The sequence below is a fragment of the Chitinophaga silvisoli genome, assembly GCF_003412465.1.
GTDB lineage: Bacteria > Bacteroidota > Bacteroidia > Chitinophagales > Chitinophagaceae > Chitinophaga > Chitinophaga silvisoli.
The window spans coordinates 756,315-774,711 of sequence record NZ_QTJV01000001.1; the positions used below are offsets into that span (position 1 = coordinate 756,315).

14 protein-coding genes are annotated in these 18,397 nt (G+C 44.8%); 10 read left to right on the plus strand and 4 right to left on the minus strand.

The window, feature by feature from the left end:
• Entirely contained in the window at window positions 1-174 is a 174-nt protein-coding gene (locus tag DXN04_RS34710) for a hypothetical protein (RefSeq protein ID WP_158568826.1), read from the plus strand.
• On the opposite strand, the gene DXN04_RS03140 is transcribed toward DXN04_RS34710, so the two are convergent.
• Both DXN04_RS03140 and DXN04_RS03145 read right to left on the minus strand, forming a co-directional pair.
• The gene (locus DXN04_RS03140; protein WP_116851834.1) at window positions 163-2,364 is read right to left on the minus strand and encodes a DUF262 domain-containing protein; all 2,202 of its coding nucleotides are present in this window, start codon (window positions 2,362-2,364) and stop codon (window positions 163-165) included. The genes DXN04_RS34710 and DXN04_RS03140 overlap by 12 nt on opposite strands.
• On the minus strand, window positions 2,354-4,156 hold the full coding sequence (locus DXN04_RS03145; protein ID WP_116851835.1) for a DUF262 domain-containing protein: 1,803 nt from the start codon (window positions 4,154-4,156) through the stop codon (window positions 2,354-2,356). Before DXN04_RS03145 ends, DXN04_RS03140 begins: the two co-directional genes overlap by 11 nt.
• Window positions 4,157-4,326: 170 nt before the next feature.
• Here DXN04_RS03145 and DXN04_RS03150 point away from each other — a divergent pair, with 170 nt between their 5' ends.
• From DXN04_RS03150 to DXN04_RS03165, 4 genes are all read left to right on the plus strand, one after another.
• Window positions 4,327-6,462: a S9 family peptidase gene (locus DXN04_RS03150; RefSeq protein ID WP_233525509.1), complete on the plus strand. Its 2,136-nt coding sequence runs from the start codon at window positions 4,327-4,329 to the stop codon at window positions 6,460-6,462.
• A gap of 56 nt (window positions 6,463-6,518) precedes the next feature.
• Window positions 6,519-7,049, plus strand: coding sequence for a Crp/Fnr family transcriptional regulator (locus DXN04_RS03155; RefSeq protein ID WP_116851837.1), 531 nt, complete (start codon window positions 6,519-6,521; stop codon window positions 7,047-7,049).
• Window positions 7,050-7,139: 90 nt separating this feature from the next.
• On the plus strand, window positions 7,140-7,538 hold the full coding sequence (locus tag DXN04_RS03160) for a hypothetical protein (RefSeq protein ID WP_116851838.1): 399 nt from the start codon (window positions 7,140-7,142) through the stop codon (window positions 7,536-7,538).
• Entirely contained in the window at window positions 7,531-7,911 is a 381-nt protein-coding gene (locus DXN04_RS03165) for a YidH family protein (protein ID WP_116851839.1), read from the plus strand. Before DXN04_RS03160 ends, DXN04_RS03165 begins: the two co-directional genes overlap by 8 nt.
• A 72-nt stretch (window positions 7,912-7,983) precedes the next feature.
• Here DXN04_RS03165 and DXN04_RS03170 read toward each other — a convergent pair whose 3' ends face one another.
• The gene (locus DXN04_RS03170) at window positions 7,984-10,416 is read right to left on the minus strand and encodes a TonB-dependent receptor (RefSeq protein ID WP_116851840.1); all 2,433 of its coding nucleotides are present in this window, start codon (window positions 10,414-10,416) and stop codon (window positions 7,984-7,986) included.
• Between the two features lie 284 nt (window positions 10,417-10,700).
• Here DXN04_RS03170 and DXN04_RS03175 point away from each other — a divergent pair, with 284 nt between their 5' ends.
• From DXN04_RS03175 to DXN04_RS03195, 5 genes are all read left to right on the plus strand, one after another.
• Window positions 10,701-11,090 carry a hypothetical protein gene (locus tag DXN04_RS03175; RefSeq protein ID WP_116851841.1) on the plus strand — a complete coding sequence of 130 codons (390 nt, stop codon included), beginning with the start codon at window positions 10,701-10,703 and terminating at the stop codon, window positions 11,088-11,090.
• Window positions 11,091-11,201: 111 nt separating this feature from the next.
• A complete protein-coding gene (locus DXN04_RS03180; RefSeq protein ID WP_116851842.1) occupies window positions 11,202-12,296 on the plus strand; it encodes an efflux RND transporter periplasmic adaptor subunit in 1,095 nt (364 codons plus the stop codon).
• A gap of 24 nt (window positions 12,297-12,320) precedes the next feature.
• On the plus strand, window positions 12,321-15,488 hold the full coding sequence (locus DXN04_RS03185) for an efflux RND transporter permease subunit (RefSeq protein ID WP_116851843.1): 3,168 nt from the start codon (window positions 12,321-12,323) through the stop codon (window positions 15,486-15,488).
• The gene (locus DXN04_RS03190; protein WP_116851844.1) at window positions 15,481-16,914 is read left to right on the plus strand and encodes a TolC family protein; all 1,434 of its coding nucleotides are present in this window, start codon (window positions 15,481-15,483) and stop codon (window positions 16,912-16,914) included. The genes DXN04_RS03185 and DXN04_RS03190 overlap by 8 nt, the downstream gene beginning before the upstream one ends.
• Before the next feature lie 273 nt (window positions 16,915-17,187).
• Complete coding sequence (locus DXN04_RS03195; protein ID WP_116851845.1) at window positions 17,188-17,757, plus strand: dihydrofolate reductase family protein; 570 nt, start codon at window positions 17,188-17,190, stop codon at window positions 17,755-17,757.
• A gap of 63 nt (window positions 17,758-17,820) precedes the next feature.
• On the opposite strand, the gene DXN04_RS03200 is transcribed toward DXN04_RS03195, so the two are convergent.
• On the minus strand, window positions 17,821-18,360 hold the full coding sequence (locus DXN04_RS03200; protein ID WP_116851846.1) for a hypothetical protein: 540 nt from the start codon (window positions 18,358-18,360) through the stop codon (window positions 17,821-17,823).
• Between the last annotated feature and the right edge of the window lie 37 nt (window positions 18,361-18,397).

Genomic DNA, 18,397 nt, shown 5'->3' on the forward strand with positions numbered 1-18,397 from the left:
GTGCAATGCCTGCATGAAAAGGTGGGGAAGATCTGGTATGAGAAGGCATTGAAGAAGTGTTTGAAAAATGGGGTGTATTCTCCTGGGGAGGAGAAGGCAATGGCGAGCCTTGCCCGCCATTTGAGATTGCCTGAGGAGATTACCAGCGCGGTGCGGAGGCGGTTAATGAATTAGGGAGTTGAGGAAGGTGTTGCATTTTTCAATGCGGTCTTCCAGGTCGAGGCCATCAGCGTTCTGAGTAATTTTGTAAATACCATCGTCAGTAAATTGCTCATTCCCTTTGATTATTTCCTGTAAATAAGCAGCAGAGAGATCATCTGCCGCTTTAAAACGGAATCCGTTATTCACATTCCTGATCTCGAAAATCACCTGGCCATTCGAAAACACTAATGGTGCATCGTAGTTTTCCAGCTTACAGTTTTCATTCCTGAATGATAGTTCTAAGAGAAATGGACTCCAGTGACGGCCTATATAATTAGTCCTGAATAACATGACGGCTTCATACGGTTTATTTTTAAAATCCTGCCACCAATAATAACCATCTGTTGAACTGCCATTCCATGTTGAGAAATTCGGATGCTTTAAGTAGTAATAGAAAATGTCTTTAGGCCGGTCCGCATCCTGTACAAATTGGTCCAGGTATTCCTGGAGAATAATTTCATTGGTAATAGCAGGGTTGTACCGGAATTTATCCAGGTATGCTTTCAGAATTTTCTTAGTATGCTCAAACCCCTTCCTGTTTGCACTTTCATTGAAGATCTCTCTCCATACGATAATACTCGTATTGCCAAACCTTCTCATGTATTGTCCATATTCCTGTGTATAATTGCCGAAAGTTAATAGCGCCTTACTAATACCGAAGTAATCAAATTTCTCTATAAAGATCTGGTTAAACAAATCCCCGTAAATCTTTAACTCCGCGTCAAAATCAAAGATGCCAATATTTCCTCTCAGTAAAGTATGATCTTCCAGGTGATAGACTATTTCTTTCAGGTCGGGATACTTTGCTATCAGCTCTTTTTTCTTCTTTTCTTCCTCTATTTGTCTTTTGGAAAAAGAAAGATCATCTTCAGCAATCAAGCCCTCCACCAATTTATCCATGGTTGCATAGAGCACTTTTAGGTTACTGATTTTTACAAAACTATCAGATGCAAATTCTAAATGATTCCTAAGTGTTCTATAGAATTCAGCAGGTACGGTTTTCTGGTTTAAATGGATATGAATAAAAGTATATAGGATTAATTGTTCTCTAAGCACAAAGGTATCTGTCATATAGTTAACAGCGCATTTCTCAAACAGGTTAATTTTTGCGTTGATATAAAATAACCTCACTTTTGATGGATGGAAATCGGCAGCTTCTGTGTAAAAATAGTCCGTCCATACCTGCCCTGGTTTTCTTTGCAGGTCTTCAAATAAATTGAGGCAGGCAAAAAGAAATTGAATATTGTCTTCTCTTCCTTTATATACCTTATTTATTGTTGTAATCCAGTCTTCCTTTACATCCAGCTGAATTTCCTGTTGTGTCGTTAAGATATGCGTTAGGTACCAGAAGAAATTCAAAAATCCATTATCCACATCTTTCGCAAGATCAGTTATCTTTTCATTATTCTTAAAAATATTCCAGAATAGATCAGACCATTCTTTATCCACAGCGATATTGAATACCCCCGCATTTTTACTATCCAGTATTTCTGAAAACTTAGACTTAAAATGCTCAAAATCGGTCAGCTCTTTTCCTCTTGCATTCATTTTAATATACAAGTCATCAGGCAAACCCAGGTCATCCATAGGTAATATATGGAAGATCAGCCTGGGATGATCACCCGCCAGTTGCTCCCAGACCCTATTTGGGAGTGTTTGAAAGCTTTTTTCGATCTCCTTTAGCATAACTAACATCGCATTGATGGTAGGATCGTTTTGCCATGAAGCAAAGAACCAGGACTGGTTCATGATTTCTTCATCTATAGAATCAAAACCTCCTTTCGCTTTAAATGAAACAAGTCTCTGACAGAATTCCCTGGAACTTTTCCTGGTGGCATAAGAGAACTTTTCCAATAGCTGTTCACTTATCTTCTCTTTTTGTGCCACATACCAATGAATGAGGAATAAAGTAGTGAGTCGCTGCTGCCCATCCAGCGGATAAAAAAAGAGCTGATCCTGATCCTGCCCTGTATAACCATAAATAAAGTCGAGCTCCAGTGGGCGTAAGGAAGCATCAGTGAGTACCTGTACAATCGCGTCTAAAAATCGTCCTCTTATCTGTGGAATTTTACCTGTATTTCTTCCCTGTGCATAATCTCTTTGTATAGGGGGAATGACTATTTTATATTCCTTTAATAATTGCAGGAGGCTGTTAGTTTGCATTTTCCTTCATGTGGGTCTTGGGTAAATAATCTTTAAGCATGCCAGTCAGAGCGTCGATGTACGCAGTTCTGTCCAATTCAGACCAATAGAAATAGTCAGTATTGATACCTTTGTCATTATAGTATTTCATAAATACTCTCCTGGTACAAACCGGTATGAAGGAACCATCCTTATCTAACTCAATGATCGCTCTTCTCTTTATTTCAAATACCCCGTTGCTAAGGCTTGCATTGTCTTCCTGGCATAACAGGGCTAGATTTCCAATGCCTTCGCAGCCCTTATCCATGCTTTCCGGGTCCAGGGTAAGCAGGTCATTGACGCGCTTAAATAAGTCATCGAATCTCACCCATGTCAAATCATCAGTATGGTTCCATTTGCTAATCTGGTCCAGCAATTCCTGCACATCTTTGTCCATCTTGTCCTGGAATTTTTCTTTCAGTAATTGTTGATGCAGGTCCAGCCATTTCATCCATGGATCTTTTTTATTCCTGTCAAAGTTCTCTGAGTTTCGTGCATGTATATGTTCTATACTCCAGGAGTTATCTTTATGCCATTTGAAAGGATAGAATTCTGCATCAGTCTTTCTGTTGGTCTCAACATTAAAGAGTAAGAGGATATTGAAAATCTCGTTATAATGAGTTTCATACCTTAGCTCCAGTAAATCTACCTTCACAGATGCGCTTATATAGGCGTTGATTTTCTCATGGAATGCATTTTTAGGTGTTTCCATAGCGGCCATTACCAAATGATTCAGTTGTATCCCACTGTAACCAGGTATTTTTCTTGCAGCTACCAGATAACCTATTTTATGATAATAGTCTTTGTCCAGGTACCATTCGGAAACAGTATAGTAGAAATCTTCAATCTTTTTCCAGAGTGCTAAAGTACCGGTCGCCTGCTGTTTTTTTATAAGGAATAAGAAAGTAAACAAAGGGTCTTTTTCATCATCCTTTTTTTCTGAAATCAAATCAAGGATCAGCTCTATCTTCGTCTCATACGCTGCCCTGTTCTTATTCGTAATAAAAGACCAGAATTTATTGTCGGGTTCATTCAGCCTATGTTCAATCTCATCCCAGAGAATCGCAATCTCTATCTGCTTTATCTTAGCTTCTTCCCTTGCTGTTCCCTTAAAACTTTCAGATGATAAAAAGAGTGCTTTCGTCAGTTCTGCATTCGTCAGCGGAATTTTTCCCAGGTTCAATCGCTCAAATAATTCCTGGCTGTTTACATGCGAAGCTACGTGGTACCAGATTACTTTAGACTGACGGAGGAATTTCGATTCAAAGCTATCTCTGTCAAGGTTGGTCTTATCAGCCTCCCAGCTCCTGATGGCCTGGTAGGCACTACTGATATAATAGAAGTCAATATTGCCCTTGTCAATATCCACATCATTATTCGTATTCACTCTGATGTTATGCAGGAAATTCACACATTGGGTTCTCGTCTCATAAAAGAGTTCAAAAGATACATTGCTATCTTCTTTGGACCAACGTTCCTTTATATATCGAAGGATTAAATAAATAGTCGTGAGTCTTTGTTGTCCGTCGACTACCTCGTACCAGTCTCCATCTAGTTCATACCTGCCTTTGGTGTCAGCATCCAGTAGTTTTATGACCACCGGCTGAAGACAATAAAATGTTTTCCTGTTTTGCCCTTCAGGCCTGAAACTGTCAATATCTTCCAGTAATTGTTGAACCTGTAATTTCGTCCATCGATAGCCTCTCTGGTAGTGTGGAATAAAGAACTTTTTGCCGGATAAGTCTCCAATTGGTAAGGGGATTAAATTTTCCATCGTTAAATCTTATTCATTTTATTTATCTATCTGGCCCCGCCATAACAATGCAATATGCTGTTGAGTAAATAAAGATATGCGTAAAATTTCACCCACCCCGTCCCCCCTCTTTTTTTTCTTCCATTTATTTCCTATTTTTCAATAAGCACAACACTCAACCTAAATCTCTTATGAACATTAAATCAGCCCTACAGGCACTCCTTTGTTTGACTGCCATGCATGTCAGTTATGGCCAAAAGAAACCCATCGCCGTCACCGACATGCTCAAAATAAAAAGAGCATCCGATGTGAAGTTCAGCCCCGACGGGAAACACGCTGTCTACTCCGTGACCAGCATCATCCCCGATACTGCAAAGAAAAAGGACTACACCTACCTCCGCCAGCTCTACATCACAGACCTGTCAGGCAAGGCTCAGTTACTCGACACAGGTGCTACCTCTTCACCTGCATATAATCCATCAGGCAACAGCATCGCTTTTATCAGGCCCGTCAAAGGTAAACCCCAGATCTTCCTGTATTACACCGCCAACGGCAAGGTCCGCCAGCTGACAGACTTTTCCTATGGCTGTAGCGAGCCGGTTTGGAGTCCGGATGGAAAGCAACTGGTATTCACCACCGACATTACCCTGCAGGAACTGGTCAATGACAAGGTACTGAACCCCGGCAGGATGGTGCCTTCCTGGAATGATGGTGCACCCGGTTTTACCCATAACCAGGACCTGCTGACAGATACAACCAATCCTGACCCCGATGGCGATCTGAGGGCCATCAGGGCTTACCTGTATGATAATGCAAAGGATAAAAAGGCCAAGGTCATTACCCATTCCAAATTCCAGGCAGAGACCTATGTCAATCCTGAGGTGAACCTCTCTCACATCTTTATCACAGATACAGCTGTGGGATCTACTCCAAGGGAATTGACGCATGGCTTCTTTTCCTACCACAATCCCGCCTTCGCCGGCAATGACAAGATCCTCGTTTCACTCTATATGAACCCACGCCAGCACCCGGACGATACAAAGGAAGCGGAGATCTACGCTGTGGGTACCGATGGTAATAACCTGACCCGGTTAATGTATGCAAAAGATTCCTCCTACTTCCTGGAAGCAGTTTCCCCCTCCGGAAAATGGCTGGTCTTCCAGCGTGCCAGTGAAAAGCAGATTGATGTAGGGGAGATGCTCATTTGTCCCCTGGCAACCCTGGCATCGCCGGTTCGGGTGCCCGTAGACCGGATCAAGGGGAAGACCAAATTCTCCGCCGATGAAAAGACGATCTATTTTACTGCCGTGAATAACGGGGGTACCAGTTTATACAAGGCCGATGTGAAAACAGGGAAGGCGGAAAAACTAACGTCTGAAGATGAAGGAATCAGTGAATTTGATATCAGCGGCAACCAGCTGATCTTCCCAAAGACCTGGATTCAGAATCCATCGGAGATTTTCGTGTCAGACCTGAATGTGAAAGCGCCTAAGATGATCACCCAGCTTAATACTGGATGGCTGAGCGAACGGGAATTGTCTATCCCGCAGAAGTTCACATTCACGAACAACCTGGGTTTGACCGTGGAGTACTGGGTGATGAAACCTGTAAACTTTGATCCTGCAAAAAAATACCCTGTATTACTGGACATGCATGGTGGCCCTTCTGCCATGTGGGGACCAGGAGAGCCCAGCATGTGGCATGAGTTCCAGTTCTTCTGTGGAAAAGGCTTTGGCGTAGTATATTGTAATCCCAGGGGCTCCGGTGGATATGGCAACCAGTTCCTGCGGGCCAATTATCGTGACTGGGGTGTAGGGCCATCCAGCGATGTATTGACTGCTCTTACAAAGGCAGAGGCACAGGGATGGATAGATACGACAAAGCGGTTTTTGAGTGGTGGATCCTATGCAGGTTATCTGACAGCATGGATAGTAGGGCATGATCATCGGTTCAGGGCGGCCAGCTGTCAGCGTGGGGTATATGATTTCAAGACGTTTTTTGGAGAAGGCAATGCGGGCAAGATGCTGGAGAATTATTTCGGCGGCTTCCCTTATGTGGATAGTGTGAAGGGAGTGCTGGAAGAGCAATCACCGATTAACTATGTAAAAGATATAACTACACCCCTGTTGATCTTCCATGGAGAAAGTGATTTGAGGACCGGGGTATCACAAAGTGAGATGCTGTTTAAAAGCCTGAATACCCTGGGTAAGCCGGTGGAGTATGTAAGGCATCCGGGTGCAAGTCATGAACTGGTGAGGAGTGGGGATAACAGGCAGCGGATAGACCAGATGTTGAGGACCTATGAGTTCTTTAGTAGATTTTTGTAATCACCATATGAGTTGCGGATGCGTTGCGTCCGCAACTCATAATATACTAATTGAGAATGCTAAGTTATTTCCTAAGGTCCAACTTTAGTCTCTCTCAGGGAGACCTTGACAAAATTTCTTCTTTCTTCAGCCCCTTTTCACTCCACAAAACTCACCACTTCCTGCATTCCGGTGATCAGGTCAATTCGATCCTTTTCGTCTCTTCCGGCGTGCTCCGCACACACTGGTACGATGACGCAGGTAACGACATTACCAACCACTTCTTTCATGAATCCCAATTCCTCGTTCCCCTGGAAAGCTATCTTTATGGCAAACCTTCTCCGGTCAGTATACAGGCGATCACGGATTGTGAATTGCTGCTGTTGTCCTTGGAAAATGAAAAGACGCTGGCGAAGGAATTGCCTTCCTGGATGAATATCTTCAATAAGATTATGCAGGTCTCACTGGCCAAAAAGATCGCAGAGAAAAATCAATTGAAAGGACTGCATACCAAAGAACGCTACCAGCAGTTTTTTCAAACCCATGCTGATATCGCACTTCGTACTCCTTTGCACTACATTGCTTCTTATCTTGATTTTAGCTCATAGGCCACTAACTAATCCATTGCGCTCTATATCCATTTGCACTACATTTCTTATTAACCCGCTAACCAGCACATTTTTTGCTACAAATATTACATGAATAAAAACCTCTCCCTGGTCTTTGCATACCAGCTTATTCTATTCCTCGAATCTATGGTACTCGTTACCGCAATAGAAGGATATAAATCCGATGTATTTACAGCGGTGCTTCGTTTCAATCTCCTCTACCTGCCTATAGGAGGAGTCTTAAATTATGGAGCCTGGTGCTTATTGCAATCACTATTCAAAGAGAACAGGATGCTGCTGCAGGGCACTCATATCATTGTGGTCCTATTATTGCTGAACTTTATTATTTATTTCACCCATCATGAATGGTTGCTGCAGCACAAGTCGATGGCTATAATCGTATATCTGTTAGTCGCGGATTGTTATATTTTAGCGGTACTGCTGACCAGGAAGATGATGCGGCAGCCTAAAAAAATACAGCATGAATAATGAACTGAGAAAAGGTAATACCAGTGATCATCTTGCTAATGAACGAACCCTCCTTGCCTGGGTAAGAACCGGTATCGGCATCATGGCCTTTGGATTTGTAGTTGTAAAGTTCTCGCTGTTTGTGAAACAGATCAGTTTGGCGCTGGGCAAACCTAATACAGTACATCAATATGGGTATTCTGCGCCTATCGGGATTTTGATGGTCATCACAGGGGCATTGAGTTTATTATTATCATTGGTGCGGTATAAAAGAACAACGCAACAAATCAACAATAACAGTTACCAGCATTCACCTGTTTTTTTATATGTACTGGTCATCACATTAATGATAGCGAGTATCTTCCTGATTGCGTATTTAGTAGAAAGTACCTGATCCGCACCGGGGTAAAACAAAAAAAAGACTGCCTGAGCAGGCAGCCTTTCCTTTTCGATCTTATCTAAACACTTAAAACTTATACGCAAAACTAGCTGCCAATCTTCTTGGCATCTGCTTTTCTACAGTCGTCCATCCTGAGAAGTACTCCTTGTTAGCCAGGTTATCCAGCTTCAATGCCAGGCGATACTTAGGTGCATTATAAAACAGGGTCGCATTCATAATCACATAAGAAGGCAAAGTAAACCTACCGGTCCTTGTATCATTCGTAATAACATTATCACTTGCATAGTTACCACCAAAACCAGCACCCAGGCCTTTCAGATCTCCCTGTACAAATGTATAACTTGCCCACAGGTTCACCAGTGTATTAGGACCCGCAGATACCGGCCTTAAACCTTCCTGGTAATAATAAGACTTCGTCAGTTTGCTGTCATTATAGCTATAACCCGCAATGATATTCAATCCTGGCAATGGATTCGCTGCCAGTTCCAGCTCCACACCCTTACTCACCTGCGTACCATTCTGTACAGTCACGTTATAAGAAGTATCACCTACAGTCACCGTCTGCTGAACAGAGTTGTTAGTAACAGAAATATCATAGTAGCTCGCTGTAAAGCCCAGCTTGTGATCCAGCACATCCATTTTCACACCACCTTCCCACTGATTGGCCTGTTGTGGTTTCAGCACATCAGGATAACCTGGCAGACTATAGTTATTAACCGGGGCTACGTTTTTGAAACCATTCATATAGTTAGCAAACACACTTACCTGGTCTTTCACTACCTGGTACACAACACCAAATTTAGGAGATACTCCTGTCTGGCCATATTTACCACTAGTCACACCCGTTAGGTAGTTAGTGCTACCTTTGCTTTCAAAACGGTCTACACGTACACTCGCCATTACCAGCAAGGCATCTGTAATGTTGAACACATCAGACACATAAGCACTGTATACCTGTGCACTATTACCGTTCTTGCTACCGGTTGTTCCGGCCAGTTTCGCATCTACACTTGCCCTGCTCAGGGTGCCATAGCTGGCATCTTTAGGATTGGTGACATCCACGATATCGAACCTGGGAGATGCACTGTTATTGTTAGTCGTACTCTGGTCGTTGAAGTCCAGACCGAATACTACGCGGTTACGCATACCAGCGATCCTGAAATCGCCAATGAAGTTCTGCTGGATATCGGTAGTAACTGTAGTTGAGTTCTGGAGATATGCGAAACGGCTGGCCAGTGAATCACTTGGTGCTACCACTCCCTGGTCCAGGAACATTACGTAAGAATAATAACCATCGCTCTTACGGGAACTTCTTGACAGGTTCGTTTGTGAAGTCCAGTTATTAGAGAGCTTATAATTTGCCTGACCATAGAAATTTACGGTAGGGTTCTTATAAGTCAGGTCATTGGAAGTATAGGATTTATTGAAGTCCATATGCAGTTCTTCCGGTGTATTCGCTTTCAGCTTACGGCTACGGTTCAGGAACAGCATCATGGTATTGGTGGCTTCACTGTTATAAATCTCTGCATTGATCAGGAATGACAGGCGCTCATTCGCTTTGAATGCCAGGCTGGGGGCAACGAAGAAAGATTTTTTGAAACCCGCATCCTGGAAACTACCTTCTGTATGGTAAGCTGCATTCACACGCAGGATCGCAGATTTATCATCATTCAGCGGCGCATTTACATCAGCAGTAAAACGGCTCAGGCCATAACCACCGATTGTATAAGCTACCTCGCCACCAAAATGATCGTAAGGACGCTTGGTCACAATGTTCAACAGACCGCCAAATGAAATATAGCTGCTGCCAAACAAAGTACCGCTGGGGCCTTTGATCACCTCAATTCTTTCTACATTGGCAGGATCAATACCACCATTGGTCAGGCCCGGTACACCATTGATCATAGTCGGCTGTATGGAGAAACCCCTGATAGAGAAGTAACCTGCGCCATCGTTCGGGCGGCCGGTAGATGACCATAATTTGGTCAGGCCCGGGGTGTTCTTCAACGCATCGTCGAAGTTGGTGACTACCTGCTCTTTCAGCAGATCTTTGGAGATGGAGCTATAGACCTGTGGATTTTCCAGGTTTTTGATAGGCAAACGTGCTATCTGATCAGATTCCTTTTTACCAAATTTCGCACGACCGGTAGCAATTTCTACCTCCTGCAGCTGGGTGTCGGAAACTTCCAGGGTCAGATTGACCTGGGCGGTACTATTTTCAATAACTGTAACAGTCTCCTCTTTCGTACCATAACCTACCAGTCTCACCTGTAAGGTGTAATTACCCGGTTTAACATGATTTATTATGAAAGTACCGTCATCTTCAGTCACAGTAGAACGCTTAGTGCCTTTTAGCACTACCGTCACCAGGCCGGCTGGCCTGCCGTCAGTTGTGGTAATTTTTCCTTTAATGGTGCCGTTTCCATCCAGGTCGTTGGCCGATAAAATGCCGGTACATAATAATAAGAACGTCGAAATTAGTAATAGAATGGATCTCATCGCTGTATAAGTTTGCGCCGCAAAGGTGGAAACTTATCAGTTAAGGCATTTTAACATTTGGGAATTATGTTTACGCTATCCGGAAAAAAACCGTTGATAACCAGTCCAGATTTTTATAAAGTATTAAATTCTGGCCTTATTTAAAATCTTTTAAGGACTTTTTAATAATCACCGTGTAAGCACCTACGGTACTGTATTCCCCCGTGTAAACCTGCATTTACTGCTTGCCGCTCATCACAGCCAGCTTTGTATGTATAATATAACTTATCTATTTTGCGCCCCGGATGAAGAAGCTAATAAGGATATTTCTTTCACTCTGTATCCTGATACTCACCGGGTATAGTCACCTGAAGGCCACCACGCCACGGGACCATGTCTCGACGTCGGCCAGCAGGATGCTTATGCTTATTGAACAGGAGGACGGTGTATTGAACATCCGCAATCATCCACGGAGTTTCGAGCGCTTAAATTTAAGATTCACTGAGACTGATAATGAGGATGATACCGATGAGATGTCAGGTTTTAAAAAGCATCTCACCATCGGTAATAACTTTACCACTGTTTTTTCCCCACCCGCTCCCGATTACCACCACCCGTATTTTCTTTCCAATTCATATCCTGCCAACAGTACTGCCCAGTGTCTTTATATAAGGCACGGTGTACTACGTATCTGATATATTTTTCCAACCAGTGTTTTTTTATTGCTTAGAACTTCCACGTCCACAGGATACGGAGGTTTATTGTCATTCGCACACCACTTAAAAAAATAGAATCGCATCCTTATTATGAAGAGAAGTTCAATGCTCGTCGTGGGCTTGTTTGCACTGTTGTGTTTTGCAAGCTGTAAATCATCAAAGAAAGAGGAAGAAAAGGAAGGGGAAACCAAATACCTCGTTACCACTCCTGTTAAAATGGACACCTCTGTTACCAAAGAATATGTATCCCAGATACGTTCTTTCCGTAACATCGAACTCAGGGCGCAGGAGAAAGGCTACCTGCAAAACATCTATGTAGATGAAGGCCAGTTTGTAAAAGAAGGCCAGCTCCTGTTCAAGATTATGCCTAAAGTGTATGAAGCAGAACTCGAAAAAGCCCAGGCGGAAGCCCAGGCAGCAGAGATCGAACTGCAGAACACCAAGTCCCTCGCCGACAAAAACGTCGTATCAAAAAATGAACTGGCAATGGCACAGGCCAACCTGGCTAAAGCTAAAGCCGAACTGTCCCTGGCCAAAGTACACCTGGCATTTACCGACATCAAAGCTCCTTTTGATGGTATCATCGACCGCCTGCCACTGAAACTGGGTAGCCTGGTGGACGAAGGTGAACTGCTCACCAGCCTTTCTGACAACCGCCAGATGTACGTATACTTCAACGTATCTGAACCTGAATACCTGAACTATGAAGAAGGGGTGAAAGAGAAAAAAGGTAAGATGCCTGTAAACCTGCTCATGGCTAACAGCGAAGTGTTCAAACATACCGGCAACGTGGAAACGATCGAAAGTGAGTTTAACAACGAAACCGGGAACATCGCTTTCCGTGCTACTTTCCCTAATCCTGAAGGCCTGCTCAGGCACGGTGAAACCGGTAAAGTGCAGATGGTCGTACCGCTGAAAAATGCCATTGTGATTCCGCAGAAAGCAACCTTCGAAATCCAGGATAAGCACTATGTATTTATCGTAGACAAAGATAGCAGGGTGAAATCAACAGAGATCACTGTAGCAGCAGAAATGCCTGACCTGTTTGTAGTAGGAGACGGACTTTCCGATACTGACAAAATACTGCTCGAAGGCGTGCAGAAGGTGAGAGACAATGACAAGATCACCTACGAGTTTGAGGAACCAGCTAAAGTAATCTCGCATCTGAGACTGAAGGCTGAATAGTCTAAGTATCCAAAAAGTATTTAAATGTTCAGTAATATTCTTAAAAGGCCCGTCCTTTCAATTATCATATCCGTCCTAATTGTCTTTTTAGGAATATTGGGTATCACCCAGCTCCCCATCACGCAGTTCCCTGCCATCTCGCCCGTGACCGTAAAGGTTTCCGCAGAGTACCCGGGTGCGAATGGTGAGCTGTTGGTAAAAACTGTAATCATCCCGCTGGAAAGAGCGATCAACGGTGTACCCGGCATGAAGTACATGACTTCTGATGCTACCAACACCGGTGAGGCAAACATCCAGATTATCTTTGACCTGGGTACCGATCCAAACACGGCATCCCTGAACGTACAGAACCGTATAGCCAAGGTGCTGAATAAGCTCCCGCCACTGGTGATCCGTGAAGGTCTGCTCACCTCCCTCGAGCAGCCTGCGATGTTGATGTACCTGAACCTCTATTCAAAAGATCCGAAAACGGATGAAAGGTTCCTGTACAACTTTGCCGATATCAATATCATGCCCGAGCTCACCCGTTTGCAGGGTGTAGGTAGTGCACGTATACTTGGTACCCGTGAGTACTCCATGCGTATCTGGCTGAAGCCTGACCGTATGCTGGCGTATAAGATCTCCTCCCAGGAAGTCATGGAAGCATTGGGCAACCAGTCCCTCGAAGCTTCTCCTGGTAAAACCGGTGAAAGCTCCGGTAAGAGATCCCAGGCATTTGAGTATGTAATGAAATACTCCGGGCGTTTCAGTACCAAAGAAGAGTATGAAAATATCATCCTGCGTGCCAATCCGAATGGTGAATTACTACGTCTGAAAGATGTGGCTGATATTGAATTCGGTAGCTTGTTCTACGATATCTATTCCAACCTGAATGGCAGACCTTCTGCCGCGATCGTGGTAAAACAGCTGTATGGTAGTAACGCGAGCAAGGTGATCGAAGAGGTGAAAGAGAAACTGCAGGAGCTGAAGAAAACCACCTTCCCTCCGGGAATGGATTATGCCATCAGTTATGACGTATCCAAATTCCTCGATGCCTCTATCGAAAAGGTAATCCACACGCTGGTAGAAGCGTTTGTGCTGGTAGGTATCGTAGTATTCGTCTTCCTCGGCGACTGGCGCTCTACGTTGATCCCTACACTGGCTGTACCTGTATCGCTGATAGGTACCTTCATTTTCATGGGTATATTTGGCCTGACCATGAACATGATCACGCTCTTCGCACTGGTACTGGCTATCGGTATCGTGGTGGACAACGCGATTGTGGTAATGGAGGCCGTGCATGCCAAGATGGAAGAAGAACATCTTTCACCATACATGGCTACCAAGAAAGTGGTGCATGAGATTGCGGGTGCGGTTATCGCGATCACCTTCCTGATGGTGGCCGTATTCGTGCCGGTGGCATTCATGACAGGTCCTGTGGGTGTGTTCTACAGGCAGTTCGCGATCACCATGGCGGTATCTATCGTGATCTCCGGTGTGGTGGCATTGACACTGACACCGGCATTGTGTGCCATGATCCTGAAGAACAATCATGGCCAGCCGAAGAAGAAAAACCTGATGACCAAAGGTCTCGATGCCTTCAACAGGAGCTTCGAAAGACTCACCGGCCGTTATACCGGTTTACTGAGGAAGATCGTAAATGTACGTACCGTGACCTGGGGTATGCTGATAGGCTTCTGTCTGCTCACCTGGGGGATCAGTACCACCCTGCAATCCGGTTTTATCCCTGCAGAAGACCAGGGTATGATCTACGGTATCATCCAGGCTCCTCCAGGTTCATCACTGGAAAGAACCAACGAAATTGCAGAACGCTTACAGAAGATCGCGGAGAAAATCGATGGTATCAGTTCCGTATCTGCACTCGCCGGTTATGAGATCCTGACGGAAGGAACCGGTTCCAACGCAGGTACCTGCCTGATCAACCTGAAGGACTGGTCCGAACGTAAGCAATCAGCAGAAGAGATCATCCGTGAACTGGAAGAAAAAGCCAAAGATATTCCGGGTGCTACGATCGAGTTCTTCCAGCCACCAGCCGTACCTGGTTATGGTGCTGCCGGCGGTCTCGATTTACGCCTGCTCGATAAGACCGGTACTGCCGACTATAAGAAGTTTGAAAAGGTGAACAAGGACTTCGTAGATGCATTGCAGAAGCGTAAGGAACTGACATCTATCTTCTCATTCTATAGCGCATCTTATCCACAGTACATGCTGAAGATTGACAACGATGTGGCGCAACAGAAAGGGGTGACGATCGAGAATGCCATGACCACCATATCAACATTGGTTGGTAGTAACTACGAAACCAGTTTTATCCGTTACGGTCGTTTGTATAAAGTGATGGTGCAGGCAGCACCGCAGTACAGGGCATTGCCTGAGGATATCCTGAAACTGTATGTGAAGAATGATAAAGATGAAATGGTACCGATGTCTGCATTCATGAAGATGGACAAATTCTATGGACTGAATGAGATCACCCGCTATAATATGTTTACATCATCTGCCATCAAGGGTGCACCGGCACCGGGTTACAGTAGTGGAGACGCGATCAAAGCTATCCAGGAAGTAGCGGCAGAGACATTGCCGAGAGGCTATGGTATTGACTGGGGTGGTATGACGAAGGATGAGGTAGGCCGTGGTAATGAAGCGATCTATATCTTCCTCATCTGTCTGATCTTCGTATACATGGTACTGGCTGCGCAGTATGAAAGTTTCATGCTGCCATTTGCGGTGATCCTGTCACTGCCTGCGGGTGTATTTGGTTCCTTCCTGTTAGTGAAATTAATGGGCCTGGAAAACAATATCTATGCACAGGTAGGTCTGGTGATGTTGATTGGTCTGTTAGGTAAGAACGCGGTACTGATCGTGGAGTTTGCGGTGCAGCGGCATCGTGCGGGGGATACGGTATTTAATGCAGCGATCGAAGGTGCAAGAACGCGTTTCCGCCCGATCCTCATGACCTCCTTTGCATTCATTGCAGGTCTGATTCCGCTGGTGTATGCTACTGGTCCGGGTGCGATCGGTAACCGTACGATTGGTACGGCGGCTGCCGGCGGTATGTTGTTTGGTACTGTATTCGGTGTAATCGTAGTACCAGGGCTGTACCTCATCTTCGGCAAGATTGCAGAGAAACGGAAGCTGTTGAAGAATGAAGAAGAGAATCCATTAACTGAAGAATTTGACCACAATGTTTAAGAGAAAGATATACCATTGCTTAGGGATCGCCTGTCTCTCGCTGACGTATTCAGCGTGTAAAATCCCGGCTATAGTTGACAAACAGGAAAACAAAAACCTTCCTGCGAATTTCAGCAACGCGCAGGATTCTACGAACACTGCCAGGGTGAAGTGGAAGGAGTATTTCACAGATCCTTACCTGGCGGCATTGATCGATACGGCATTGCAGAACAACCAGGAGCTGAACATCACCCTGCAGGAGATTGAGATTGCCAATAATGAGGTGCGTGCTGCGAAAGGGGAGTATCTGCCATCAGTAGGAGTGAAAGTAGGTGCGGATGTGGATAAGGTAGGTAAGTATACCAACATCGGTGCGATGGAAGAGCATACGGAGATCCGTGAAGGGCATTCCATGCCGGATCCGGTGCCTAATTTATTACTGGGATTGTATGCTAACTGGGAAGTGGATATCTGGCACAAGTTGCACAACCAGAAGAAGGCGGCGGTAGTACGCTACCTGGCAAGTGTAGAGGGTAAAAACTTCGTGGTGACAAACCTGATAGCTGAGATTGCGAATTCTTATTATGAGTTGCTGGCGCTGGATAACCAGCTGGAAATTGTGCAGCAGAATATCAAGATTCAGACGGATGCACTGGAGATAGTGAAATTGCAGAAAGAGGCGGCGAAGACAACGGAGCTGGCCGTACGTAAATTTGAGGCAGAGGTGTTGAATACGCAGAGTTTGCAGTATGATATCAGGCAGCAGATTACGGAGACGGAGAATAAGATCAACTTTTTGTTAGGTCGTTATCCACAGCCAATTGCGAGAAATACACAGGGCTTTAATGAGCAGGTACCGGCCATGGTGCATGCAGGGATACCGGCAGACCTTTTGTCTAACCGTCCTGATATCAGGCAGGCGGAGTTGGAGCTGGCTGCAGCAAGACTGGATATCAAGGTGGCAAAGGCGAGGTTCTATCCTTCACTGGGACTTTCCGGTTGGATAGGATATGAGGCGTATAGTCCTACTTACCTGTTCTCTACGCCGGCTTCGCTGATGTATTCCCTGGCTGGTGACCTGGTGGCACCGCTGGTGAACAGGAATGCGATCAAGGCTACTTACCTGACGGCTAGTGCCAAGCAGATCCAGGCGGTGTACAACTACCAGAAGACGGTGTTGAATGCTTATAGGGAGGTGACTAACCAGTTGTCGAAAATTGGCAACCTGGAGAAGAGTTATGAGTTGAAATCAAAAGAAGTGGATGCGCTGACGCAGAGTATAGATATTTCTAATGACCTGTTTAAGTCATCCAGAGCGGAATATTTAGAGGTATTAATGACCCAGCGTGATGCACTGGAGTCAAAGTTTGAGCTGATCGAAACTAAGAAGCAGCAGATGAATGCAGTGGTGAATATTTACCAGGCATTGGGAGGCGGCTGGAATTGATCGCGGTTTTAATTTTTACGAGGTGAAGGGCCGGGGATTTATTCCCCGGCCTTTTTGTGTTTACCTACCTGATAATGCGTTGAATATTTTGGAGTGCAGTGATTATGGGACTTATTTAACGCAAAGATTGCATAGAATAAGTAGCATCTTTAGTCGGATGGACCGAAATATAGCAGGCATTGCCTTTAAGTCGCAATCACCCTTCATATTGTCGTTTTACCCCTCCATATCATCAAAAACACTGCCCTACATTTGTTTAACAAACTATTCGTTATGCGCAAGTTAATGATGAAAATGTCCGTCTCACTGGACGGTTTCGTATGCGACCTTAATGGTGCATCCAACTGGATCTTCAAATCTTCAGATGAGACTTCCAGGGCCTGGGCTGTTGAAAAAAGCTGGGAGGCCGGTTTGATTATCATGGGTAGAAAATCATTTGAGATGATGGCGGCTTACTGGCCGGAAGCAAGCGGTCCTTTTGCAGCACCGATGAATGAAATACCTAAGGCAGTATTTACACAAAAGGGATTTGATCCCCGGAATGTATCTGCAGGCATAGAAAACTCCTGGACACAGGCACAGGTTTGCGATGGCGATCTTGTGGAAGAAATTATGAAACTTAAATCACAACCGGGAAAGCCGATTACAGCGATTGGTGGGGCCGGATTTATGCGGAACCTCATTGCTGCCGGGTTGGTAGATGAATACCATTTGGCCATTCATCCGCTACTGCTGGGCACAGGATTCCCTATCTTCAATGGTGTCACAGCAGAGACAGACCTGAAGTTAGTAGAAGCAAAGGCGTTTCCCGGAGGAATTGTTGCACATACTTATCAGAAATAGAGAGACTTTAAATCAGTACCTGCAGGTTACTCTAACTTTACTGCCAGTCATTTCCCTGCCAGCTTACTCCAACAGTATCTGCCGCTCCCTCGTATTCCCCGGCAAGTCTTCTACAACAGCTTTGATCTTCCCTTTTTTGGGAAGATGACCCACCTTATACTCCCAATCTACCCCATTTCTCGCCGGTATCGCCTTGCCACTTTCCACTATCTTCCCTTCCTTGTCATATACGTACACTTTTACCTCTGCGACCCTGAACTCATTTTTTGTACTCACGGTCACTGTGCTGTCTTCCAATGTAAGATTCTGAATTTCAGGCAAATGAAAAGCATCCTTCACCGCCATGTTATAGGCATTCTGGCCCGGGCCGGCCTTAGACTGGTAGTAAGCTTTGAGCTCAGGATCCAGTAGCATCACCTTTGCATAGGCACTCGCCACGGTCATTTTATATCTCACTTCCAGTTGTTTCTGAGTAGGAGGTTTCTTTGAGGGACCGCGTTTTTGGGCCATGATAATCCGGCCGTTCCGCTCGTAGATTGTGACCTGGTCACCGATGGTGCCGTTCACGAACTGAAGTAACATATTGCCTTCTACAATGGCCATATACAATCATTTAGGGGTTAAAAAATCTTCTATCTAA